Source organism: Cupriavidus sp. Met-2 (genome assembly GCF_049843575.1).
Lineage (GTDB): Bacteria > Pseudomonadota > Gammaproteobacteria > Burkholderiales > Burkholderiaceae > Cupriavidus > Cupriavidus metallidurans.
In genome coordinates, this window is sequence record NZ_JBBHZL010000013.1 from 114,663 (window position 1) to 136,208 (window position 21,546).

Sequence of the window (21,546 nt, forward strand, 5' to 3'; positions counted from 1 at the left end):
ACGCTTTCTTTTTCAGATCGACCCTGCCAAAGCGTTGCCAAAATCCGACGCTCAACAACAACTTCGTTGCATAGCGTTGCCCCGCGCCAATTCTGCGATCCTTGCCCGTATTCCTGGCGACACACTCGACACCACCGCTCCCGTTTCCGGCCCGCCGCGCGCGTTCCATGGCAATCGCCTGCAAGGCAGGACACGCAAGCTCCCAGGCCATTACATCTTGTAACAGCGCGATAGCGCCTTTCGCGCCACAGGAACGCCGGGCCGCCGGAGGGGCGGCGATATAATCCGGGCACTCTGATTAGGTAAACCCTTATGGCCACAGCACAACAGAAGCCGTCCCTTCCCGTCCGCCGCCCATTGTGGGCACGGATCATGATCTGGGTGATCGGACTGCTTATCGCCGGCATGGCAGCGGTAGCGCTGCTGGTTGGCTATGCGTTGGTTGTGGCGGCGCCGAACCTGCCGTCGCTGGACACGATCACCGACTACCGCCCCAAGATCCCCCTTCGGATCTATACGGCCGACAACGTGCTGATCGGCGAGTTCGGCGAGGAACGTCGCAACTTCGTGCCGATCACCGAAATCCCCGATGTCATGAAGAAGGCCGTGCTCGCGATCGAGGACGACCGGTTCTACGAGCACGGCGGCGTGGACTTCGTCGGCGTGATGCGCGCCGGCCTGGCCAACCTGCGCGGGGGTCTGTCGCAAGGTGCCTCGACGATCACGATGCAGGTGGCGCGCAACTTCTTCCTTTCGAGCGAGAAGACCTACACGCGCAAGATTTATGAAATGCTGCTCGCGTACAAGATCGAGGCGAATCTGAGCAAGGATCAGATCCTCGAGCTCTACATGAACCAGATCTATCTGGGGCAGCGCGCCTACGGCTTCGCCAGCGCGGCGCGCGTGTACTTCGGCAAGTCGATCAAGGACGTGACGCCGGCCGAGGCCGCCATGCTGGCCGGCCTGCCCAAGGCGCCGTCGGCCTACAACCCGGTGGTCAACCCACGCCGCGCGAAGGTGCGCCAGGAGTACATCCTGCAGCGCATGCGCGACCTGCACTACATCACGCCGGAACAGTACGACCAAGCCGTGCGCGAACCACTGAACGTGCGTAGTGAAGGCAACGAATTCTCGACCCACGCCGAGTACGTGGCGGAAATCGTGCGCCAGCTGATGTACGCGCAGTACCGCGAGGAAACCTATACCCGCGGCCTGACGGTCTACACCACGCTGACCAAGCCCGATCAGGATGCCGCCTACGAGTCCGTGCGCAGCGGCATCATGAACTACGAGCGCAAGCACGGCTATCGCGGCCCCGAAGCGTTCATCGACCTGCCGTCCGATCCGACCGAACGTGAACAGGCCATCGACGATGCGCTGGTCGAGCATCCGGGCAGCGACGACCTGCGCTCCGCCGTGGTCACGAGCGTCACGCCGAAACAGGTTCGCGCGACTCTGCTCTCGGGCGAGGTGGCAACGATCGAAGGCACGGCGCTGCGCTTCATCGCGCCGTCGCTGGCGGCCAGCGCGCAGCCCAAAGTGAAGATCCGCCCGGGCGCGATCATCCGCGTGACGCAGGACCCGAAGGACAACTCGTGGACGGTGACACAATTGCCGGAAGTCGCCGCCGCGTTCATCTCGATCAACCCCGAGGACGGTGCGATCCGCTCGATGGTGGGTGGCTTCGACTACAACCGGAACAAGTTCAACCATGTGACGCAAGCCTGGCGTCAGCCCGGATCGAGTTTCAAGCCGTTCATCTACACGGCTGCGCTCGAAAAGGGCTTCTCGCCGGCCACGGTGATCAATGACGCACCGCTGACGATCGGACCGGATACGGGTGGCCAGGTCTGGGAACCCAAGAACTACGACGGCAAGTTCGAAGGTCCGATGACGATGCGCCGCGCACTGGCCAAGTCGAAGAACCTGGTGTCGGTGCGTATCCTGCGCGCGATCGGCACGCAGTACGCCCAGGACTACATCACGCGCTTCGGCTTCGAGGCCGACAAGCATCCGGCCTACCTGCCGATGGCGCTTGGCGCGGGTAGCGTGACACCGCTGCAGATGGCGGGCGCCTACTCGGTGTTCGCCAATGGCGGCTATCGCATTAACCCGTTCCTGATCCAGCGGGTCGAGGATTCGCGCGGCAAGATCGTCTCGGAGACTCATCCTCAGAAGGCTGGCGGCGATGCCGTGCGGGTGCTCGACGCACGCACCGCGTTCATCGCCGACAGCATGCTGCGCGAGGTCGTGCGTAGCGGCACGGCGAACCCGGCCAAGCAGCGCCTGGGCCGTAACGACATGGCCGGCAAGACCGGTACCACCAACGATGCGGTCGATGCGTGGTTCGCCGGCTACACGCCGAAGCTGGTGGCGATTGCCTGGATGGGCTACGACCAGCCCAAGAGCCTCGGTGTGCGCGAAACCGGTGGCGGACTGGCACTGCCGATCTGGGTCGGCTACATGAGCAAGGCGCTCAAGGGTGTGCCGGAAAGCCCGGATCGCCAGCCGCCTGAAGGTGTGGTCATGGTAGCGGGAGACTGGACGCTCGAGGAAAACGCCGGCGGCGCAGGCGTGGCATCTGTGGGCCTGGGCGACCCATGGCCTGGCAAGCCGGACGAAAGCTCGCGCCCGCCACAGGACACCGAGGCGGAAAAGAAGAAGATCCTGGAAATGTTCGGCGGAGCCTGACCGGCACCGCCTCCAACGAAAAACCGGCCCTCGCGGCCGGTTTTTTCGTTTCGGCGTGGCGTGCCAGAACGCTTACTTCAGCGTCAAGGTGACCCCTGCCTGCTGGCTCATGTACCCGGACAGCGCGGCATACAGTTCGCCACCGCCCCGCGTATCGACCCATTTGCTGCCATCGTTACGGAAATGGAAGCCACCGGCCTTGGCTGCCACCCACAGTTCCTGCATGGGCGCCTGGCTGTTGACGATGATCTTGGAGCCGTCCTCGAACTCGAGTTCCATCACGTTGCCGGTCCGATTGATTTCCACGTCGGCGTCTGCCGCATCGGCGGCGGCTTCGATCGCCGCTTCCAGCTGGTCCAGTGCCTTGCTGGCCAGCGCCAGGAACTCGCTTTCACTGAGGGGGGGCATGCTACACTCCAAGGCCGCCGGCGCCCCGTTCGGAATGGGCACTCGGGCCGGCATCAATTGATGGAAAAGTCGGGAAACCTTGCGCTTCCCGCAGCCATCCGAGAACCCATCCAGACAATGAAGGACTTCCCGATGCTGCGTCGTGCTGCGATTGTATCGGCGTTTGCCGCCACACTCGCGATGCCCCTGGCCGGATGTGGCATTCGCGGCCCGCTGTACATGCCGACCGTGCCGCCCGCTCCGACGGCGCCAACCGTGGCCGATCCCGGACTGGGCAAACCTGATGCGCCCGGAGCCGTCGAGCCCGCGCGCCCCATGTCGGAGCCGTCGACCGCCTCGCCCGTGCCCGTGGAACCGGCTCGTGACAGTTCCGCCCCCTCAGCACGTTGAGTGCCGTTTGAATATGACCGATTTCTTTTCGCGCCGCGATGGCATTCTCGCCGTCGAGCAAGTCCCGCTGACCCGCATTGCCGACCAGTTCGGCTCGCCGACCTTTGTCTACTCGCGGGCCGCGCTGACGGCCGCGTACAACGCCTACGCGGCCGCGTGCAAGGGCCGCAACGCCCACGTGCAATATGCGGTGAAGGCCAATTCGAACCTGGCCGTACTGCAGGTCTTCGCGCAACTCGGCGCGGGATTCGACATCGTTTCCGGTGGTGAGCTGCTGCGCGTGATCGCGGCTGGCGGCGACCCGCGCAAGGTGGTGTTCTCTGGTGTCGCGAAGAACGTCGCCGACATGGAGTTGGCGCTGAGCCACGACGTGCGCGGCTTCAACGTCGAGTCGATTCCCGAACTGGACCGCCTGAACGCTGTCGCCGGCCGTCTTGGCAAGCGCGCGCGCGTATCGCTGCGCATCAACCCGGATGTGGATGCCAAGACGCATCCGTACATCTCGACGGGCCTCAAGGCCAACAAGTTCGGCGTCGCCTTCGAGGACGTGCTGCCGACCTATCGTGCCGCCGCAGCGCTGCCGAATATTGAGGTCACCGGCATCGACTGCCATATTGGCTCGCAGATCACCGAGGTGGCGCCTTATCTGGAGGCGCTCGACAAGGTGCTCGACGTGGTCGAGGCGCTCGAGGCCGAAGGCATCAAGCTGGAACATATCGATGTGGGCGGTGGCCTGGGCATCACCTACAACGATGAAACCCCGCCGGACATCACGAAGTTCGCCACCACGCTGATCGACCGTGTGGCCGCGCGCGGCCACGGGCACCGCGAGGTCCTGTTCGAACCGGGCCGTTCGCTGGTCGGCAACGCCGGCGTGTTGTTGACCCGTGTGGAATTCCTGAAGCCCGGCGCGGCCAAGAACTTCTGCATCGTCGACGCGGCAATGAACGATCTGGCGCGTCCCGCGATGTATGAGGCATTCCACCGCATCGAACCGGTCGCCCCTCGCAACGACGCGGGGGTGATGTACGACGTAGTGGGTCCGGTCTGCGAGTCCGGCGACTGGCTCGGCCGCGACCGCACGCTGGCCGTTCAGGCCGGCGACCTGCTGGCGGTGATGTCGGCCGGCGCCTATGGTTTCGTGATGAGCTCGAACTACAACACGCGCGGCCGCGCGGCCGAGGTGATGGTCGACGGCGATACCGTGCATCTGGTGCGCGAGCGCGAGTTGCCGGCGGACCTGTTCCGCAACGAGCGACTGCTGAAGGTCTGACCTGAGGCCAAAGGCTTGAGGCTTTAGGCCTGATGCCTGACAGGCTCTCGGCCAAAGCAAAAAGGGCGACGTTCTACGTCGCCCTTTTCTTCTTTATGGCACTGCCCGCCGCCTTTGCTGCCACCACCACACGCGTAGCGCCAGCAGCACGAACACCACTACGGCATAGATCGAGACCTCCTGGAAATCGTTCTTGCCGGCCTTGTGCCACCAGTAGTGCAGGATCGCCAGTACCGCAATCGCGTAGATTGCCCGGTGCAGCAATTGCCAGCGCCTGCCGCCAAGCCAGCGCACCATCGCATTGGCCGATGTGGCGGCCAACGGGACCATCAGCACGAATGCCGCAAACCCCACCGTGATAAATGGCCGCTTGCCAATGTCCTTGATCATGTAGGCTACGTCGAAGCCGCGATCCACCGCGAGCCACAGCATGAAGTGCTGCACGCCGTAAAAAAACGTGAACAGGCCAAACATGCGGCGCGACCGGATCAGCCAGTGCCAGCCGGTGATCCGGCGCAGCGGCGTTACCGCGAGCGTGACGCACAGCATGACTAGCGTCCAAGTGCCCGTCGATCGTGTGACGAACTCGAGTGGATTCGCTCCGAACTGCGACGTGGCACCGAGGTACATCAATCGCGCGAACGGCAGGAGCGCCAGAAGCCAGGCACAGACCTTCACCGCGCGCACGCGTGATGGCGCGAGCAACGCCACTCCACCGTGGCGCGGCGAAGCCTGCGCGGCCGACGCCGGCAGATCGCGCTCGGCCATCAGAAATTCTTCCTCAGGTCCATACCCTGATAGAGCGACGCCACCTGCGCACCGTAGCCGTTGAACATCAAGGTCTTGCGCTTCGGCGCGAACAGGGCCGAGAAGCCGCCTCCCCCCTTGTCTTCGCCGATACGCCGTTCCGTGGCCTGGCTCCAGCGCGGATGGTCCACGTCAGGGTTCACGTTCGAGTAGAAGCCGTACTCGTTCGCCGCGGCGATGTTCCAGCTCGTCGGCGGCTGCTTGTCGACAAAGCGGATCTTCACAATCGACTTGGCGCTCTTGAAGCCATACTTCCAGGGCACCACCATGCGCACCGGCGCGCCGTTCTGGTTCGGCAACACCTCGCCGTAGAGTCCGAATGTGAGAAGTGCCAACGGATGCATCGCCTCGTCCATGCGCAAGCCCTCGCTGTAGGGCCATTCCAGCACCCCGCTGCTGATACCGGGCATCTGCTTCTTGTCGGCCAGCGTGATGAACTGGACGAACTTCGCGCCCGGCTGCGGCTCGACACGCCGGATTAGCTCCGCAAGCGGATAGCCAATCCACGGGATCACCATCGACCAACCTTCGACACAGCGGAGCCGATACACCCGCTCCTCAAGCGGCGCAAGCTTCAGGAGTTCGTCGAGGTCGTAAACCTTGGGCTGCTTGACCAGCCCCTCCACCGCGACTTGCCACGGACGCGGCCGCAGCGTTGCGGCGTATCGCGCCGGGTCGGACTTATCGGTGCCGAACTCGTAAAAGTTGTTGTAGGTCGTGACGTCCTCATACGACGTGCGTTTTTCCGTCACCGCGTAGGCATTGTTCAGCGTGGCCGTCAGCTTGGGGAGCTTGCCTGGCGAGCCCTGCGCGAACGCCTCCCGCGCAAACCAAGGCGTTGCCAGGCCCCCGGCCGTACCCGCTGCCGCCATGGCCAGCAGGCGCCGTCGCGCCGTGAATACGTGCTGCGGGGTAATCTCGGTGGCAGCGATGTCATCGCCGCGCAGCCATTTCGGAGAGGGAATCAGCATGGTTCGTACGAAGCCTGATGGAGCCTGGGGAGTTTGACAGGGAAGACTGCTGAAAGGTGCGGCAGTGCGATTATCCCCGTTGGTATTGCTGATAGACGGCAGTCGCCAGTGCCAGCAGCCGCTCACGATCGATCGGCCCCGCCAGTGCGAAGCCGAGATTGTGATCGACCCAGTAAAACGCCATGGCAGCGGGCCCGGTGGATTGAGCACCCTGGGCAGGCGCCAGCCGTTCGAGCCGGAATGCGGTATCCGGTGTCCCTTGCGCCATCCGCCGCAGTTGCAGCGACAGGCGTGTCCCGGCGTCATTCTCATACATCAGGATAGCCATCGGACCGCCCTCAGCCACACCGAGCCGCCCGCCGATCAGGCGAAAGCCTTGTGCGCGGAGATCAGGGACCTGCAGCGGCGCACCGAGCCGCTTGGACAGCCAGGCGACCATATGCGCCTCATCGCTGGCGGGAACCTCGACCACATGGCGAACCTCGGGCGCATAAACCACATGGCTGGCCAATGCATCGCGCGCAAATCGTTCGAGTGGAGGCACGCCACCCAGGTTGGCGTCAAAACGGCCACGCGCCATCCAGCCGCTCGTGCCACCGATGATGAATGTCGCGACGCTGGCGGCCAGCGCTAGCGCCACGGGCCAGAGCGGGCGGTGAGCCTTTGTGCGCCCGCTGCCGGCGCGCAATCCGCGTGGAAGCGCGTCCAGCGGTACCGCCTCCTTGAGGACGGCGTTCAATGATGCGTGCAGCCCCGCCGTTTGGCGACGCCAGGCCTCGACCTTGCGCGCGGCCTCCGGATCGGCTGCCAGGAAGGCTTCGACTTCGGCCCGGCGCGGGCCGCTTAACTGGCCGTCCGCGTATGCATGGAGGTCGGCTTCGCCGACTGGAGTCGGGGTCACCATCATTTCACCCGCTGCAACGAAGTTGTTGCCGCAGCACCATCGGCGCCGCCATCCAGCAGGCGACGCATATGTTCGCGAGCGCGCGCCAGGCGCGACATCACGGTGCCGATCGGCACGTCGAGCACCCTGGCGGCCTCGGCGTACGAGAACTGCTCCAGGCTGACGAGCAGCAGCACCGCGCGCTGTGGCTCCGGTAACTGGCCGAGTGCCTGTAACAGATCGCGACGCAGGCCGAGGTCGGCGGTATGGGCAACCACCTCCGGCAGCGTATCCATTGCGGTCACGACATCACTCTTGCGCAGATGATTCAGGCGCAGCCGATGCATCAGTGTCAGTAACCACGGCAGCAGCCCATCCGCGCCATCGCCCCATAACGCGCCGGGGCGAAGGCGAAATCTCCAGCGATAACGCAGGGCACGCTCAAGCGTGTCCTGCACGAGATCGTCGGCCAGCATGGCATCGCCGGTCAGACCACGGGCATGGCGCCGCAAACGCGGCGCCAGTACCACCAACTGACGTTCAAACGGTTCCATGCCGGGATTGCCTAGCGACGATCAGGGCTTCACGGCATCGCGACGTGCCAGACGGCGTTGAAGTTGTCGCCTGACTTGTCGCCCGCCTTGGCGTCCTTGGCAAAGCGATAAAGCGGCTTGCCCTTGTACGCCCACTGCCGGGTACCGTCATCGCGCGTGATGATCGAGTAGTCACCCGATGCGCTCTTGCCTGGCTCTGCCAGCAGCGGCGGCCAGTTGGTCGAGCACATGCCGTTGCAGACGCTCTTGCCACCGTTCACCGGGTCACGATCGAACGTGTACAGCGTCAAGCCCTGCGGATCGGTCAGCGCGCCGTTGGTGACTTTCACGGTAGGCGGCATGTTGCCACCACCCATCCCCAAGCTGGAACAACCGGCCAGCAGGACAGTGGCAGCACCCAGCGCGAGTGCGATCGGGCGGAGCTTCGATACAGCAGTGTGACGAGAAGCCATCATGAGGGTCTCCTTCTTCAGGGCGGTGCCGACAGCCGGCGCCGTTCTCTTTCAGTAAACACCCGATGTGATGTATTTATTCCTCCCACCTCAAAAAAATGTGGCGTTCAGCGGCGGAAAGTGGCTTCTTAGATAGTAAAAAATGCCTAAAGATGCATATTTCGTAAATCGAAGTGCATTCTCTGCAAAACATCATGCGACGGTTCGCACCTGTCCGATGTTCAGGGTCCGCTCAGAAGACAAAAAAGCCTGCCGGAATCGGCAGGCTTCGTCATCTGGATAGATGGTCTGGCGGATCAGAGTTCGCCGTAGCTGTGCAGCCCCGATAGGAACATGTTCACACCGAGGAAGGCGAAGGTCGTCACCAACAGGCCAACCAGCGCCCACCATGCAGCAACCGTACCGCGCAGCCCCTTCATCAGGCGCATGTGCAGCCAAGCTGCATAGTTGAGCCAGACGATCAGCGCCCAGGTCTCTTTCGGATCCCAGCTCCAGTAGCCACCCCAAGCCTCGGCAGCCCACAGTGCGCCGAGGATCGTTGCGATCGTGAAGAAGGCGAACCCGACCGCGATCGCCTTGTACATGACGTCGTCGAGCAGCTCGAGCGAAGGCAGACGCTCGGCCAGAATGCCACGTTGCTTGAGCAGGTAGGCCACCGACACCATTGCCGCCAGCGCGAACGTGCCGTATCCGATGAAGTTCGCCGGCACGTGGATCTTCATCCACCAGCTCTGCAGGGCGGGCACCAACGGCTGGATCTCCTGGGCATTGCGGCTGACCGTGTACCACAGCAAGAAACCGACTGCCGCGGACACCACGAGCATCACGAACGGCCCAAGCGCGCGGGTCGCGTAGCGGCGCTGGTAGTACAGATAAAACAGGGACGTGATCAGCGAAAAGAGAACGAAAACCTCATAGAGGTTCGAGATTGGAATATGGCCGATGTCCGCGCCGATCAGGTACGACTCGTACCACCGCACCATCAGACCCGTGAAGCCCAGCACGACCGCAGCCCAGCAGAGCTTGCTGCCAATGCTGTAGCCGGTTTCCGACCGCGAAATCAGTCCAACCCAGTAGAACAGGGTCGAGAGGAACACCAGCGCACTCATCCAGAGGATGGCCGACTGGCTCGACAGGAAGTACTTCAGGAAGAAAGCCTGCTCTGCGCGCGCGAGGTCGCCCTGATAGAGTTGGATCGCGAACAGCGAAAACGCCGCGATGCCGATCATCAGCAGACGGACGGGCTTCCAGTGCCAGCCCAGCAGCGCGAACGTCGGCACTGCGGCAATCAGCACGCCCTTGTCATAGACGTTCATCCACTGGCCGTAGCGCGAGAGCGCAAACCCGGCGCCGACCACGAGCAGCAGCGCGAAGACCCAGTCGGTCCAGCCCAGGCGGCTCAGAAACGAAGGTTCGAGATAGGCGGTGTCCTGGCCGGCAGCGTCACGGGACACATCGTCGGTTGCCGCGGCACGCCGCGGCGTCAGGCCAGGATTGACGTGATTCACATTCGAGGACATGGCATTCCTGCTCTTTGGCGCTACGCGCCTGTTTTATCTGCTGCGCCCCCGCCCGCGGGTCTCCGCACAGGCTGACGCCGGTTCATGCTCTTGTACTTTGTACTATAGCGATGACGCGTGCTTATCATCTGACGCTGATGGCCCCGATTGCGGTGCCCCTTGCGTCATCGCGGCATCATGACCAGCAGCCGCTTCCGTCACCTCGGCGCCAACGGCGCGGCCGATATCGGCGCGCAACGCCACGAATTCCTTCTCGAAATCCATCGTGCGACGTTGTGTGGACATCGCCATCAGGACGTGACTACCGCTGGAGTGTCCGGCAGCATCTGCGCCCTTGTCCTTGATCCAGATCCAGACGCGCCGTTCGCGAATGTAGAACATTGCGAACACGCCCAGGACAAGCAGCAAACACCCAAGATACACGATGTTCTTGCCCGGCGCACGAGTCATCTGGAACACGCTGGCCTGGACCTGCTGGAAGTCTTCGAGCTGCAGAAACACCGGCGCGGCGTAGAAGAAACTGTCCGAAAGCGCATTGATTGCCTGCTGGAGGAAGACACCGCTTTTCGTGTCATTCGGGATGGCCGGCAGCTTGTCCTGCTCGCGCGCCAGTTGCCAGAGCTCCCACATCGAGCCGTTTAGAATCTTCAGGAGCACGTCCGCGGCCTTTTGCTGATCAGCCTGCGGGACCGATTTTTCCAGGAAGGCAGCGATCGCCGTGAAACCGCCCGGGGGCGCGTCGGGCGACGTACGAGTGGCCCCGGCAAACAGGTCCAACGCACGCATGGCGCTTTCGGCCAGTTGCTTGCGCAGGTCCGCCTTGTCGGCGCCCGGCATCGATATCTCGGCGAAACGGCGGGCAGCTTCGCCGCGCATCCCCTTGTCCTGCAGCGCCGCGCGCAGGCGCATCCAGTCCGCCACACTACTCTGGTCATCTGCCGGAATTCTCAGGTAGCGGAATGGCTCATTCGGCGATTCACGCATACCGGCCAGGAACACAGTCTGCCCATCCAATTGCACCGGCAGCATGTAGTTGTTGAACTCGCGCGCCTGACCATTGGCGTCGCGCAGCTTGTACTGCACCGACGGACCGACATTGCGCAGGTCCTTTTCCTTGTTCGGATTAGCGGCGGCGCCGAGGTGCTGCTCCAGCGTGCCCAGCGAGGACTTGCGCGCCACACCACGCGCGTCGGCCTTGCCCGACGCATCCGTGACGGTCTCGACGTTCATCAGCCGGAAATCGCTGAACTCGACGGTCAATCCATCCTTGTCGGCACCGGTGCCCGTGCCCGCGAGAGGCGCGTTGCCACCGATCGTGCCGGCAAACGGGAACGTCGCATGGGTACTGCCCGTCATGGGATACCCGACGAACTTCAGCCGCGAGCCGCCGTCTTCGAAGCTCGACTGATAGATGGCCACGCCGTCGATGACCAATGGCTCATTGACCTTGATCGTCGCCTCGGTCTTCTTGCCGGTGGCCCGGTCGGTCACCACCACATCGGAGGCGAACAACTTGGGCATCCCGGTTGAATAGAAGTCCACGGTGAACTTCTTGAGCATGATCGTGAACGGCAGGTCCTGCACCAGCGCGCCGTCGGCGATGTTGAGGATCGCGGTCGACACGGTCGCGCCTTCGGGCACGAACGCATTGCCACGGAAGCCCGGGTTGCTCGGCGAGAGCCTGTGCTTGGCCGGAATCTCGCTGATGATGGCATTGCCGTCGATCGGGCTCTTGCCGCCAAACCACATTTGCGCCCGGATCAGCATGTCGCCATCAAGCAAACCGCCCAGGCAGATCACGACAATGGCCGTGTGCGCGAGGATGTAGCCGAGCTTGTTCGCCGAACCGGCCTTGGCAGCCAGCAAGGTGGCGCCCTCGTGCTCGACGGGCTTGATGCGATAACCCCGGTTGCGCAGCAGCGCATACGCCCGGCCGGCGGCATCGGTGCGGACGCGCGATGCATCGTACTCACCCCGATGATGGAACGCGCGGAGGCTGCGCTCGCGCACGTGATCCTTCCACGAGCGCATATCGACGATCATCTTCGGCCCATTGCGCGCGATACAGAGCGATGTCGAGACAACGAGAAAGCCCAAGATCAGCAGGAACCACCAGGAGCTGTACACCTTCTGCAGGGACAGCGCGTGGAACAGGTCCGCCCAGAACGGCCCGAACTGATTGACATAGTTCGGGTACGGCTCATTCTGCTTGAGCACCGTGCCGATGATGCTGGCGATGGCAATCACCGTCAGCAGCGTGATGGCGAAGCGCATCGAGGACAGCAACTCGACGCCGTCGCGCAGCACGCGGTGATGAGTCTTCAGGTGCAGGCCTGAAGTGGAAGGGGTCGACATGTGCGGTAATACCCGAAATCCGGTTTGGTGCTTGATGTGACGCCGGTTGGGCGCCGGAAAACAAAAGAGGGTGGACGTGCTTTGGCAAGCAGGCCACCCTCTTCGATTGCTGCTGGCACGGCTGGTTCACCCCCCAAGGGGATACCCTGCCATGCCGGCCGGATACGACTTAACGGACGCCGGCGACGTAGTCCGCGACCGCCTTGATCTCGGTATCCGACATCTGGGCGGCGATCGTGCTCATGACCGAATTGTTGGTACGGGTGCCCTGGCGGAACGCCACCAGTTGCGCTTCGGTGTACTCGGAATACTGGCCGCCGATTCGCGGATATTGCGCCGGGATGCCAGCACCGGTCGGGCCGTGGCAGCCAGCGCAGGCCGGCACGCCCTTGGCCGCGATACCACCGCGGTAGATCTTCTGGCCAACCTCGATCGTGTCCTTGTTCTTCGCGGTGGCAGGCTTGACCTGCTGCTTGGCGAGATAGGCGCCGATGTCCTTCATTTCCTGGTCGTTCAGCGCCGACGCATAGGGCGTCATGATGGCGTTGTTACGGCTCTTGGCCTTGAAGTCTGCCAGTTGCTTGTGCACGTACTCCGCTTGCTGGCCAGCCAGCTTAGGATTGGTGGCCGCGGCACTGTTGCCGGCTGCGCCGTGGCAGGAAAGACATGCCGGCACATTGCGATCGGGTGCGCCTTGCGAATACAGCGTCTCGCCCTTGGCGGGATCTGCCTTGGCGGCGGCCTGCTCTGCGGCAGATGCCAGCCCACTCATGGCGGCCATCGGAACGGCCAGCGCCATGACACCCAGAAGTTTCGCAATGCGGTTCATTCGTATACCTTGTCAGATTTGTTATGAACACCGTAATGCATGCCGATCTTCCCTTGCCAGGCGGTGAGGAAGCGCCTTTTCGAGCAAGGGGTGAGACCGGTATACGCAACACCCGCCAACCTGCCCCGGACATTGCTTCCCGGGCGATTTAAGGCATCGCCGATGACATCGCGCAAGGATGCCACACGTCACCTGCTCAGGAGACCGTAAACCGGGTTATTGTACAATAAATCGCTTTCCGGATTGACTTAGATCAGTCTCTATGGCGACGTCCCTTCCAGGGGTCGTATACCACCCCGCCGACTCGTCACCTGCCTCAACACTCCAGCGCATGTCCCTCCTACATCAGGCCCGCTTCTTTACGACCGTCAACCACCTCCGCGACCTGCCTGCCACGGCCGTCCCAGAGGTGGCGTTCGCCGGCCGCTCCAACGCCGGCAAGTCCACGGCCATCAACATCCTGTGCAACCAGAAGCGGCTGGCGTTCTCGTCACGCACGCCCGGGCGCACGCAGCATATCAACTTCTTCACCGTGGCGCCGGTCAAGGCGCCCGATCCTGTCGGCTTCCTGGTCGACCTGCCCGGCTACGGCTATGCGGAAGTGTCTGGCAGCGCCAAGTTTCACTGGCAAGGCCTGCTTTCCGACTACGTGCAGGCCCGGACGCAGTTGTCCGGCCTGATCCTGATGATGGATGCGCGCCGCCCGTTCACGGACCTCGATTGCCAGATGGTCGAGTGGTTTCTGCCGACCGGCAAGCCGATCCACGTGTTGTTGACCAAGGCGGACAAGCTGACCACCAGCGATAATGCCAAGGCGCTGCGCGAAACGCGCAAGGTGCTCGCCGATTACGCGGCGCAGATGGAAAACCCGCCGGCGCTCACCGCCCAGTTGTTCTCCAGCCTGAAGCGTCGCGGCATCGAAGAAGCGCAGCGGGTAGTGGCGGGTTGGCTGGCGTTGCCTGAAGCGCAGCCTGCCGTTGCGAAGACGGATACGCCCGACACGCCGCAGGGCTGAGGCCACGCATCGACTTCGAACCGGCAAAAAAAAGCCCCGTTGCGAACAACGGGGACGAACTTTCCCGCCGGTTCAGGGCGGGTACCCGCTCAGGGAGGAGTAGCGGGGGACATCCGCGCTGCGCGGAGCAACACAGGGTGTCCGCGAGTATGATAGCGGGCACGCACAAAAGTTCTTTTTTCTTTCGGCGTACTTCTGCTGTTGTCTGCCGCGGGCTTTTCGCGGTGACGTGCGCCGCGCATTCGTCCACGACTCTCCCAAGATTCAGCCATGTCCACGTTCCCCGAGTTCCGTCCCCGCCGCATGCGTCGCGACGACTTCTCGCGCCGCATGATGCGCGAGAATCGCCTGTCGCCTGACAACCTGATCTATCCGGTCTTTATCCTGGAAGGCCAGAACCAGCGACAGACCGTGGCGTCGATGCCCGGCGTGGAGCGTGTGTCCGTGGACCTGCTGATGCCGGTCGCGGAAGACTGCGTGAAGCTCGGCATTCCGGTCATCGCGCTGTTCCCGGTGATCGATCCGTCGCTGAAAACACCTGACGGCATCGAGGCCACGAACCCCGAAGGCCTGGTGCCTCGCGCCGTGCGAGCGCTGAAGGATCGCTTTCCCGAGCTTGGCGTGCTGACCGACGTCGCGCTCGATCCGTACACGAGCCATGGCCAGGATGGCGTGCTCGACGAGAACGGCTACGTGATCAACGACATCACCGTCGAGATCCTCGTCAAGCAGGCACTTGTCCAGGCGGAAGCAGGTGTCGACATCGTCGCGCCGTCAGACATGATGGACGGCCGTATCGGCGCCGTGCGCAACGCGCTGGAAGAAGCGGGCCACATCCACACGCGCATCATGGCCTACTCGGCCAAGTATGCGTCCGCGTTCTACGGCCCGTTCCGCGATGCGGTGGGCTCGGCCAGCAATCTGGGCAAGGGCAACAAGATGACCTACCAGATGGACCCGGCCAATACAGACGAGGCCCTGCGCGAAGTCGCACAGGACATCATGGAAGGCGCCGACATGGTCATGGTGAAGCCGGGTATGCCGTACCTCGACATCGTGCGCCGCGTGAAGGACGAATTTCGCTTTCCGACGTACGTGTATCAGGTCAGCGGCGAGTACGCGATGCTCAAGGCCGCCGCGCAGAATGGCTGGCTCGACCACGACAAGGTCATGATGGAATCGCTGCTGGCATTCCGCCGTGCCGGCGCGGATGGCATCCTGACCTACTTCGCGCGCGACGCCGCGCGCCTGCTGCAGGCCTGAGCGGCGGATGCAGCTGCTAGGCTTCTCGGCCAACCAGGTACATCCGCTGGACACACTCGACGCGGCACGCGACTTCCTCTCCGGAAATGCGGCCGCGCGGTTTGTCTGGGCGGACTTTGGCACCGAGGAAGTCACGCCAGCGCCCAGCGTCTGGCGAGACAGCCTGATGGCGCTGACGGGTGCTCCCATCCTCGACCTGCATCTGGCCGACGCCACCAATCCTGCGCATCCGTCGTTCTTCGATACGACCCACGCGTACGACATGGTGATCTTTCGCAAGCTCACCTTCGAAACCAGCCGGCAGTTCGCCGAGGCCGAAGCCACACAATCCGTCGCGCAGCGCAAGGCATCGCGCAAGTACGCGCCGGGCTTCCTGCCAGCGCTCGCCCGCATTGATACACAGCCAGTTGCATTCTTCGTCTTCGACAACGTACTGGTAACCGTGCGGCCCTCGCCGTCACGCACTATCGAACAGGTACGCCAAAGGCTACTCGAGAGCTGTGGCGCGCCTCGCCCCGCGTCCGCGCGCGCCGGCGGCACGGCGGCGCTGGTGCATGGCGTCAGGCCGCCAACCCGGCCCGAAGACCTCATGCTGCGACTGCTGAACGCGATGGTCGACCGCTACTTGGATCTGCGTGCCCCGCTGACCCGGCAGCTCGATCGCTGGCAGCGGGCGCTGCTGAGCAGTCGCCATAGTTTCTCAAGCTGGGAAGGTCTGCTGGATGCGCGCATCCAGCTCAGGCGGCTGGAGCATCTCAGTGAAGAGCAGCGGGATGCGCTGCAGGAGTTTCGCGACAGTCTGCTCGACAACCGCTATAGCGCCGAAGATGCCGAAGGTATGCAAGAAGCGAGCCGCGACGAAGTCCTGCTCGTACGCATCAACGACCTGATGGAGCACATCCTGCGCGTGCTGGCGCACGCCCGGCGACTCGAGGATTCGATCGAATCCGCGGTGCAGATCCACTTTTCCGCAGTGGCCCACCGAACCAACCGGACCATGCGCGCGCTGACCGTCATCACGGCGGTCTTCATGCCGCTGACGCTCATCACGGGCATCTTCGGCATGAACTTCGCGCGAATGCCGTGGCTGCAAGAGCCTGAAGGCTTCTGGTGGTCGATCGGGCTGATGGGAGCCGTGGTCGCCGTGATCGGTGGCGTCTGGGGCTTGGGCCGCTGGCTGGATCGCTAGGACGCGGACCGGGCCGGGTCAGGTCTGCGACCGCGGCCCCAGCGCGCGCTCAAGGCTGTCGAGGAAGCGCGATGCCGATTGATAGCCGATCACCCGCACCGGGCGCTCCTGTCCATCCTTGCCGAAAAGGATGATGCCCGGCGGGCCGAACAGACCGAAACGCTTCAGTAACGCGCGATCGTCGGCATTGTTGGCCGTCACGTCAGCCTGCAACAGGACGACGTCCGCGAGTTGCGCCCTGACTTTCGTGTCCGGGAACGTGAGCTTCTCCATCTCCTTGCAACTGACGCACCAGTCGGCATAGAAATCCAGCAGCACCGGATGCCCGGCAGCGGAGGCCTGAGCGATCCGCGCATCGAGTTCGGCGATGTTCCGCACGCGCTCGAAGCGAATCTCGGCCACATGCGGTGGCAGCGTGGCCGCCGACAAACTCAGATGGGAAAGCGGCTGCAAGGGATTTCGTCCGCCCGACGCCACACCAACGATCTGAATCGCGCCCACCAATGCCGCCAGCAGGCCAAGCCCCTTGCCCAGTCGCATCACGCCCCGTGGGTCCGGGCCCAGCGCATCGAACGCGCCGAGATAGACGGCCGCCACAAGCAGCAGCGCCGCCCATGCCAGCATCACGACCCACGCTGGCAGTACGGGCGTCACCATCCAGATCGCCACGCCCAGAAGCAGGAAGCCGAAGAAGCGCTTGGTAGCCTCCATCCACTTGCCCGCTCGTGGCAGCAGATTGCCGGCGCCCATCCCAACCAGCATCAGCGGCACGCCCATGCCGAGAGCCATCGCCATCAGGGCCGCGCCGCCGGTGATGGCATCGCCGGTTTGCGCGATATACGCCAGCGCGCCCGCGAGCGGTGCCGTGACGCAGGGCCCCACGATCAGCGCGGAAATCGCCCCCATCAGGGCCGCACCGACAAACTGCCCGCTCTGCCGGCGATTCGAGGATTCGGTCAGTCGGGCTTGCCAGCGCTGCGGCATCTGCAGTTCGTACATGCCGAACATGGACATCGCGAGCGCGACCATCAAGGCTGCGAAAGCGCCAAGCACCCAGGGCGTCTGGAGCGCCGCGGCCAGGCCTTCGCCAGCCAGACCGGCCGCTACGCCCACCGTGGTGTAGACCACGGCCATGCCAAGCACGTAGGAGAGCGACACCAGGAACGCACGCCCGCGCGTGACATGCTCGCCGACGACAATCGACGAAAGAATCGGCACCATCGGCAGCACGCACGGCGTGAATGTCAGAAGAATGCCGAGGCCGAAGAACAGGGCCCCGATCAGCGCGAGATTGCGGCTGGCGAGCGCATTGGCGATGCGATCGGTGTCGTCGACCACCTTGCTTTGACGCGTCGGCGCCGCGCGATCCGGTGCAGGTTGCACTGCGGCAGGAGCCTGCGCCTCCGGCGTCGACTGAGCCGCCGCACCACGATCGCCGAACAAGTTGCCAAGTACGGAGCCACCGACCTTGTAGACGCTTTCCATCGGCGGATAGCAAAGCCCCTTGTCCGCACAACCCTGCGACGTCACCACGAGCGACCAGCGGCCATCTGCGGGCGCCTGCTCAACCGGCACCTTGATCACAACGGCGCCGCGATACGTCTCCATGTCCTTGCCGAAGGTCTCATCGAAATGGACCTTTCCGGCAGGCATCTCCGGCTTGCCAAGTTTTACGTCAGCCGGCTGGGCAGCGAAGGAAAAGCGCTCCCGGTACAGGTAGTAGCCATCTGCCACGTCGAAGCGAACCTCGACGGTCTTCTGGTCGACCTGTCTGGCGGCAAATCGAAAGGCCTGCTCCGGCGGCAGGAAATCGTCTTCGGTCGCCGCATGTGCAACGTTCCAGAAGAAGAGGCAGGCGAATACAGTCAGCCAAAGTGCGGCGATATGTCGCACCAGATTCCCGCGCGTTGCACCGGTTTTCCACATTGTTCCGATGCTGCTACCCGTCATTACCATGTGTTGATATTCCGATACTTGAGAAGCTTCAGACCTTGTCGTCAGCACCCGTCGCTTCACTCCGGACCCAGCCCAGATAGGCCGGCAAACCGACCGCCAGCGGCCATGCGACAAGCTCCGGCACGTCGTAAGGATGCGTGGCGCGGATCAGCTTTTCCAAGGCCGCGTACTGACGCTGCGTCGTCTTGATCAGCAGCGGCCATTCCTGCGCTTGCTCCAGCCTGCCCTGCCACCAGTACTCCGACTGGCATGGTGCCATCCGGTTCACACACGCCGCTACGCGCGCCTCGAGAATGGCCGCGCTCAGGCGGATCGCCGACGCCTCGTCGGGCAGGTTCGTCATCGCAATCAGTACCGACTCCGTCGGGTCCGCCGACTGAGCGGAAAGGGAAGCGTTCGAAGCGGTCATATCCAGATTCCAGCGCAAACAAGGCACAAAACAAATGAGCCAGGCAAAAGCCTGGCTCGATTGTAGTGCCGTGTCCAGAATCCCGTCAGCGAAAGACGGGATCAGGCATCACTTATTCCGCTGCTTCTTCAGCCGGGGCTTCGGTGATTTCCGGACGATCCACCAGCTCGACCAGCGCCATCGGCGCGTTGTCGCCCTGACGGAAGCCGAACTTCAGGATACGGGTGTAGCCGCCCGGACGGGTGGCATAGCGCGGGCCCAGTTCGGTGAACAGCTTGGTAACCATGTCGCGGTCGCGCAGACGGGCGAAAGCCAGACGGCGGTTGGCAACGGTGTCCTTCTTGGCCAGCGTGATGAGCGGCTCGACAACCTTGCGCAGTTCCTTCGCCTTGGGCAGGGTGGTCTTGATCAGCTCGTGCTGGAACAGCGAGTTGGACATGTTGCGCAGCATCGCGAGACGGTGCGACGAGGTGCGGTTCAGTTTCCGCAAACCATGACGGTGACGCATGATGATTCCTTTCGATTTCAGTGTTTAACCAGCTCTTCTATCGCCTTTGCTTACGCAACGGCGCGGGCCGGTGGGGCTTCCATGCCACGGGCGGAATGCCTGTGGCGCGTGCGAAGTGTGGGGCGGCGTTACCGCTGCCCCACGACTTCAATTACTTCTCCAGACCTGCGGGCGGCCAGTTCTCGAGCTTCATGCCGAGCGTCAGACCACGCGAAGCCAGGACTTCCTTGATCTCGTTGAGCGACTTGCGACCCAGATTCGGGGTCTTGAGCAGTTCGTTCTCGGTACGCTGGATCAGGTCGCCGATGTAGTAGATGTTCTCGGCCTTCAGGCAGTTGGCCGAACGCACCGTCAGTTCGAGGTCGTCGACCGGACGCAGCAGGATCGGATCGATCTGCGGCGCGCGGCTCGAAGCAGCTTCGGCAGCCGATTCGGTGCCTTCCAGGGCGGCGAACACCGACAGCTGGTCAACCAGGATACGGGCCGACTGACGAATCGCTTCCTCGGGCGAGATCACGCCGTCGGTTTCGATGTTCATCACCAGCTTGTCCAGGTCCGTACGCTGTTCCACACGCGCCGATTCGACGGCGTACGAAACTCGGCGGACCGGCGAGAACGAGGCGTCCAGCACGATACGGCCGATCACCTTGCTGGCTTCGTCACCGAACTTGCGAACGTTACCCGGCACATAGCCGCGGCCTTGTTCAACCTTGATCTGCATGTCGAGCTTGCCACCGGCGGACAGGTGAGCAATGACATGACCCGGGTTGATGATCTCGACGTCGTGCGGCAGTTCGATATCGGCTGCCGTCACCACGCCTTCACCGTCCTTGCGCAGAGAAACCGTGACTTCGTCGCGGTTGTGCAGCTTGAACACCACGCCCTTCAGATTGAGGAGCAGGTTGACGACGTCTTCTTGCACGCCGTCGATGGTGGAGTACTCGTGGACCACCCCAGCGATCGTGACCTCAGTCGGTGCATAACCGACCATCGACGACAGCAGCACGCGACGCAGGGCATTACCGAGCGTATGACCGTAACCGCGCTCGAACGGCTCCATCACGACCTTGGCGTGGTGGTCGCCCAGCGGTTCAACGGCGATGATTTTTGGCTTGAGGAGTGCTGTTTGCATTAGGTTGTCCTTTTCAATACCCTCGGCTCGTTACACCGATAAGGCTGACGTTTGGAACCTGAGAATCCCATCGTACGATGGGCAATAAGCCCGGCGCGCCACAAAGCGCGTCGGGCTGAAAGCGAAGCCTTGCTTGAAAGGCAAGCGCTGAACCGTTCGATGATCGATTCGGCGATTAACGCGAATACAATTCGACGATCAGGCTTTCGTTGATGTCGCCGGAGATGTCGGCGCGATCCGGGGCTTGCTTGTACGTGCCTTCGAACTTCTTGGCGTCCACAGCAACCCAGGTCGGGAAGCCCGACTGCTCGGCCAGCGACAGTGCTTCGGCGATACGCACTTGCTTCTTCGACTGCTCGCGCACCGACACGATATCGCCCGACTTGATCTGGGCCGACGGGACATTCAGCGTCTCACCGTTCACCAGGATCGCCTTGTGCGACACCAGCTGACGCGCTTCAGCGCGGGTCGAGCCGAAGCCCATGCGGTACACCACGTTGTCCAGACGCGATTCCAGCAGTTGCAGCAGGTTTTCACCAGTGTTGCCCTTGCGGCGATCGGCTTCGGCGAAGTAACGGCGGAACTGACGCTCGAGCACGCCGTAAATACGCTTGACCTTCTGCTTTTCGCGGAGCTGGTTGCCGTAGTCGGACGTACGGGCGCCCGAAGTGCGACCGTGTTGGCCAGGCTTGCTGTCCAGCTTGCACTTGTCGGCCAGCGAGCGGCGTGCGCTCTTCAGGAACAGATCTGTGCCTTCGCGGCGGGAGAGTTTGGCCTTCGGGCCGATATAACGTGCCACTTTATCTTCCTTTGATCGATCACGGCGCCATCATGACGCGCCATGAGTCCGTCACCGGTTGTAACGGACGGTGGGCTTATGGTTCTTCATCCGCCAACGACAGGCAGCCTGCCGCACGGACGCAACGCAAAAGCATGACAAC

Annotated in this window: 20 protein-coding genes; 6 read left to right on the forward strand and 14 right to left on the reverse strand. The window is 63.1% G+C overall.

All coding sequences use genetic code 11. The features are described from left to right. Nucleotides 1–312 precede the first annotated feature (312 nt). Nucleotides 313–2,691: a penicillin-binding protein 1A gene (locus WD006_RS24135; protein ID WP_011517747.1), complete on the forward strand. Its 2,379-nt coding sequence runs from the start codon at nt 313–315 to the stop codon at nt 2,689–2,691. 72 nt (nt 2,692–2,763) lie between these two features. Here WD006_RS24135 and cyaY read toward each other — a convergent pair whose 3' ends face one another. Further along, the gene (gene cyaY, locus WD006_RS24140) at nt 2,764–3,099 is read right to left on the reverse strand and encodes an iron donor protein CyaY (protein WP_011517748.1); all 336 of its coding nucleotides are present in this window, start codon (nt 3,097–3,099) and stop codon (nt 2,764–2,766) included. A gap of 132 nt (nt 3,100–3,231) precedes the next feature. Between cyaY and lptM the strand changes: the two genes are divergently transcribed. Both lptM and lysA read left to right on the forward strand, forming a co-directional pair. Further along, a complete protein-coding gene (lptM, locus tag WD006_RS24145) occupies nt 3,232–3,489 on the forward strand; it encodes an LPS translocon maturation chaperone LptM (protein ID WP_011517749.1) in 258 nt (85 codons plus the stop codon). Between the two features lie 13 nt (nt 3,490–3,502). Then, nucleotides 3,503–4,762, forward strand: a complete 1,260-nt coding sequence (lysA, locus tag WD006_RS24150; protein WP_011517750.1) for a diaminopimelate decarboxylase — start codon at nt 3,503–3,505, stop codon at nt 4,760–4,762. A 93-nt stretch (nt 4,763–4,855) separates the two neighbouring features. On the opposite strand, the gene msrQ is transcribed toward lysA, so the two are convergent. From msrQ to WD006_RS24190, 8 genes are all read right to left on the reverse strand, one after another. Beyond that, on the reverse strand, nt 4,856–5,530 hold the full coding sequence (msrQ, locus tag WD006_RS24155) for a protein-methionine-sulfoxide reductase heme-binding subunit MsrQ (protein WP_011517751.1): 675 nt from the start codon (nt 5,528–5,530) through the stop codon (nt 4,856–4,858). Further along, nucleotides 5,530–6,540, reverse strand: coding sequence for a protein-methionine-sulfoxide reductase catalytic subunit MsrP (gene msrP / locus WD006_RS24160; RefSeq protein ID WP_011517752.1), 1,011 nt, complete (start codon nt 6,538–6,540; stop codon nt 5,530–5,532). The genes msrQ and msrP overlap by 1 nt, the downstream gene beginning before the upstream one ends. Nucleotides 6,541–6,610: 70 nt before the next feature. After that, complete coding sequence (locus WD006_RS24165) at nt 6,611–7,444, reverse strand: anti-sigma factor family protein (RefSeq protein ID WP_029308628.1); 834 nt, start codon at nt 7,442–7,444, stop codon at nt 6,611–6,613. Beyond that, on the reverse strand, nt 7,444–7,977 hold the full coding sequence (locus WD006_RS24170) for an RNA polymerase sigma factor (RefSeq protein WP_011517754.1): 534 nt from the start codon (nt 7,975–7,977) through the stop codon (nt 7,444–7,446). The genes WD006_RS24165 and WD006_RS24170 overlap by 1 nt, the downstream gene beginning before the upstream one ends. Nucleotides 7,978–8,006: 29 nt before the next feature. Further along, nucleotides 8,007–8,432, reverse strand: a complete 426-nt coding sequence (locus WD006_RS24175; protein ID WP_011517755.1) for a COG4315 family predicted lipoprotein — start codon at nt 8,430–8,432, stop codon at nt 8,007–8,009. A gap of 293 nt (nt 8,433–8,725) precedes the next feature. After that, entirely contained in the window at nt 8,726–9,949 is a 1,224-nt protein-coding gene (gene ccsB / locus WD006_RS24180) for a c-type cytochrome biogenesis protein CcsB (RefSeq protein ID WP_011517756.1), read from the reverse strand. 102 nt (nt 9,950–10,051) lie between these two features. Further along, nucleotides 10,052–12,304 carry a cytochrome c biogenesis protein ResB gene (locus WD006_RS24185; protein ID WP_029308629.1) on the reverse strand — a complete coding sequence of 751 codons (2,253 nt, stop codon included), beginning with the start codon at nt 12,302–12,304 and terminating at the stop codon, nt 10,052–10,054. Between the two features lie 169 nt (nt 12,305–12,473). Beyond that, complete coding sequence (locus tag WD006_RS24190; protein WP_011517758.1) at nt 12,474–13,133, reverse strand: c-type cytochrome; 660 nt, start codon at nt 13,131–13,133, stop codon at nt 12,474–12,476. 331 nt (nt 13,134–13,464) lie between these two features. Here WD006_RS24190 and yihA point away from each other — a divergent pair, with 331 nt between their 5' ends. From yihA to WD006_RS24205, 3 genes are all read left to right on the forward strand, one after another. Continuing rightward, nucleotides 13,465–14,148 carry a ribosome biogenesis GTP-binding protein YihA/YsxC gene (yihA, locus tag WD006_RS24195; RefSeq protein WP_008642992.1) on the forward strand — a complete coding sequence of 228 codons (684 nt, stop codon included), beginning with the start codon at nt 13,465–13,467 and terminating at the stop codon, nt 14,146–14,148. Between the two features lie 270 nt (nt 14,149–14,418). Beyond that, nucleotides 14,419–15,411, forward strand: coding sequence for a porphobilinogen synthase (gene hemB, locus WD006_RS24200; RefSeq protein WP_008642991.1), 993 nt, complete (start codon nt 14,419–14,421; stop codon nt 15,409–15,411). A 7-nt stretch (nt 15,412–15,418) separates the two neighbouring features. Further along, nucleotides 15,419–16,600: a magnesium transporter CorA family protein gene (locus tag WD006_RS24205; protein WP_029308630.1), complete on the forward strand. Its 1,182-nt coding sequence runs from the start codon at nt 15,419–15,421 to the stop codon at nt 16,598–16,600. An 18-nt stretch (nt 16,601–16,618) separates the two neighbouring features. On the opposite strand, the gene dsbD is transcribed toward WD006_RS24205, so the two are convergent. The 5 genes from dsbD to rpsD all read right to left on the reverse strand — a co-directional run bounded on the left by dsbD (nt 16,619) and on the right by rpsD (nt 21,404). Beyond that, entirely contained in the window at nt 16,619–18,526 is a 1,908-nt protein-coding gene (gene dsbD / locus WD006_RS24210) for a protein-disulfide reductase DsbD (RefSeq protein ID WP_051723256.1), read from the reverse strand. Between the two features lie 58 nt (nt 18,527–18,584). Next, nucleotides 18,585–18,965 carry a divalent-cation tolerance protein CutA gene (gene cutA / locus WD006_RS24215; RefSeq protein ID WP_029308632.1) on the reverse strand — a complete coding sequence of 127 codons (381 nt, stop codon included), beginning with the start codon at nt 18,963–18,965 and terminating at the stop codon, nt 18,585–18,587. 112 nt (nt 18,966–19,077) lie between these two features. Continuing rightward, nucleotides 19,078–19,473: a 50S ribosomal protein L17 gene (gene rplQ, locus WD006_RS24220; protein WP_008642987.1), complete on the reverse strand. Its 396-nt coding sequence runs from the start codon at nt 19,471–19,473 to the stop codon at nt 19,078–19,080. Between the two features lie 151 nt (nt 19,474–19,624). Then, nucleotides 19,625–20,605, reverse strand: coding sequence for a DNA-directed RNA polymerase subunit alpha (locus tag WD006_RS24225; protein WP_008642968.1), 981 nt, complete (start codon nt 20,603–20,605; stop codon nt 19,625–19,627). A 175-nt stretch (nt 20,606–20,780) separates the two neighbouring features. Then, complete coding sequence (gene rpsD / locus WD006_RS24230) at nt 20,781–21,404, reverse strand: 30S ribosomal protein S4 (RefSeq protein WP_011517763.1); 624 nt, start codon at nt 21,402–21,404, stop codon at nt 20,781–20,783. Nucleotides 21,405–21,546 lie beyond the last annotated feature (142 nt).

What these genes read in the sequence shown, in the direction of transcription:
- yihA (WP_008642992.1), top strand. Translation starts at nt 13,465, where the DNA reads ATGTCCCTCCTACATCAGGCCCGCTTCTTTACGACCGTCAACCACCTC.
- WD006_RS24165 (WP_029308628.1), bottom strand. Translation starts at nt 7,444, where the DNA reads ATGGTGACCCCGACTCCAGTCGGCGAAGCCGACCTCCATGCATACGCG.
- hemB (WP_008642991.1), top strand. Translation starts at nt 14,419, where the DNA reads ATGTCCACGTTCCCCGAGTTCCGTCCCCGCCGCATGCGTCGCGACGAC.
- WD006_RS24170 (WP_011517754.1), bottom strand. Translation starts at nt 7,977, where the DNA reads ATGGAACCGTTTGAACGTCAGTTGGTGGTACTGGCGCCGCGTTTGCGG.
- rplQ (WP_008642987.1), bottom strand. Translation starts at nt 19,473, where the DNA reads ATGCGTCACCGTCATGGTTTGCGGAAACTGAACCGCACCTCGTCGCAC.
- WD006_RS24175 (WP_011517755.1), bottom strand. Translation starts at nt 8,432, where the DNA reads ATGATGGCTTCTCGTCACACTGCTGTATCGAAGCTCCGCCCGATCGCA.
- WD006_RS24205 (WP_029308630.1), top strand. Translation starts at nt 15,419, where the DNA reads ATGCAGCTGCTAGGCTTCTCGGCCAACCAGGTACATCCGCTGGACACA.
- cyaY (WP_011517748.1), bottom strand. Translation starts at nt 3,099, where the DNA reads ATGCCCCCCCTCAGTGAAAGCGAGTTCCTGGCGCTGGCCAGCAAGGCA.
- msrQ (WP_011517751.1), bottom strand. Translation starts at nt 5,530, where the DNA reads ATGGCCGAGCGCGATCTGCCGGCGTCGGCCGCGCAGGCTTCGCCGCGC.
- WD006_RS24135 (WP_011517747.1), top strand. Translation starts at nt 313, where the DNA reads ATGGCCACAGCACAACAGAAGCCGTCCCTTCCCGTCCGCCGCCCATTG.
- WD006_RS24185 (WP_029308629.1), bottom strand. Translation starts at nt 12,304, where the DNA reads ATGTCGACCCCTTCCACTTCAGGCCTGCACCTGAAGACTCATCACCGC.
- dsbD (WP_051723256.1), bottom strand. Translation starts at nt 18,526, where the DNA reads ATGTGGAAAACCGGTGCAACGCGCGGGAATCTGGTGCGACATATCGCC.
- lptM (WP_011517749.1), top strand. Translation starts at nt 3,232, where the DNA reads ATGCTGCGTCGTGCTGCGATTGTATCGGCGTTTGCCGCCACACTCGCG.
- cutA (WP_029308632.1), bottom strand. Translation starts at nt 18,965, where the DNA reads ATGACCGCTTCGAACGCTTCCCTTTCCGCTCAGTCGGCGGACCCGACG.
- WD006_RS24225 (WP_008642968.1), bottom strand. Translation starts at nt 20,605, where the DNA reads ATGCAAACAGCACTCCTCAAGCCAAAAATCATCGCCGTTGAACCGCTG.
- WD006_RS24190 (WP_011517758.1), bottom strand. Translation starts at nt 13,133, where the DNA reads ATGAACCGCATTGCGAAACTTCTGGGTGTCATGGCGCTGGCCGTTCCG.
- ccsB (WP_011517756.1), bottom strand. Translation starts at nt 9,949, where the DNA reads ATGTCCTCGAATGTGAATCACGTCAATCCTGGCCTGACGCCGCGGCGT.
- msrP (WP_011517752.1), bottom strand. Translation starts at nt 6,540, where the DNA reads ATGCTGATTCCCTCTCCGAAATGGCTGCGCGGCGATGACATCGCTGCC.
- lysA (WP_011517750.1), top strand. Translation starts at nt 3,503, where the DNA reads ATGACCGATTTCTTTTCGCGCCGCGATGGCATTCTCGCCGTCGAGCAA.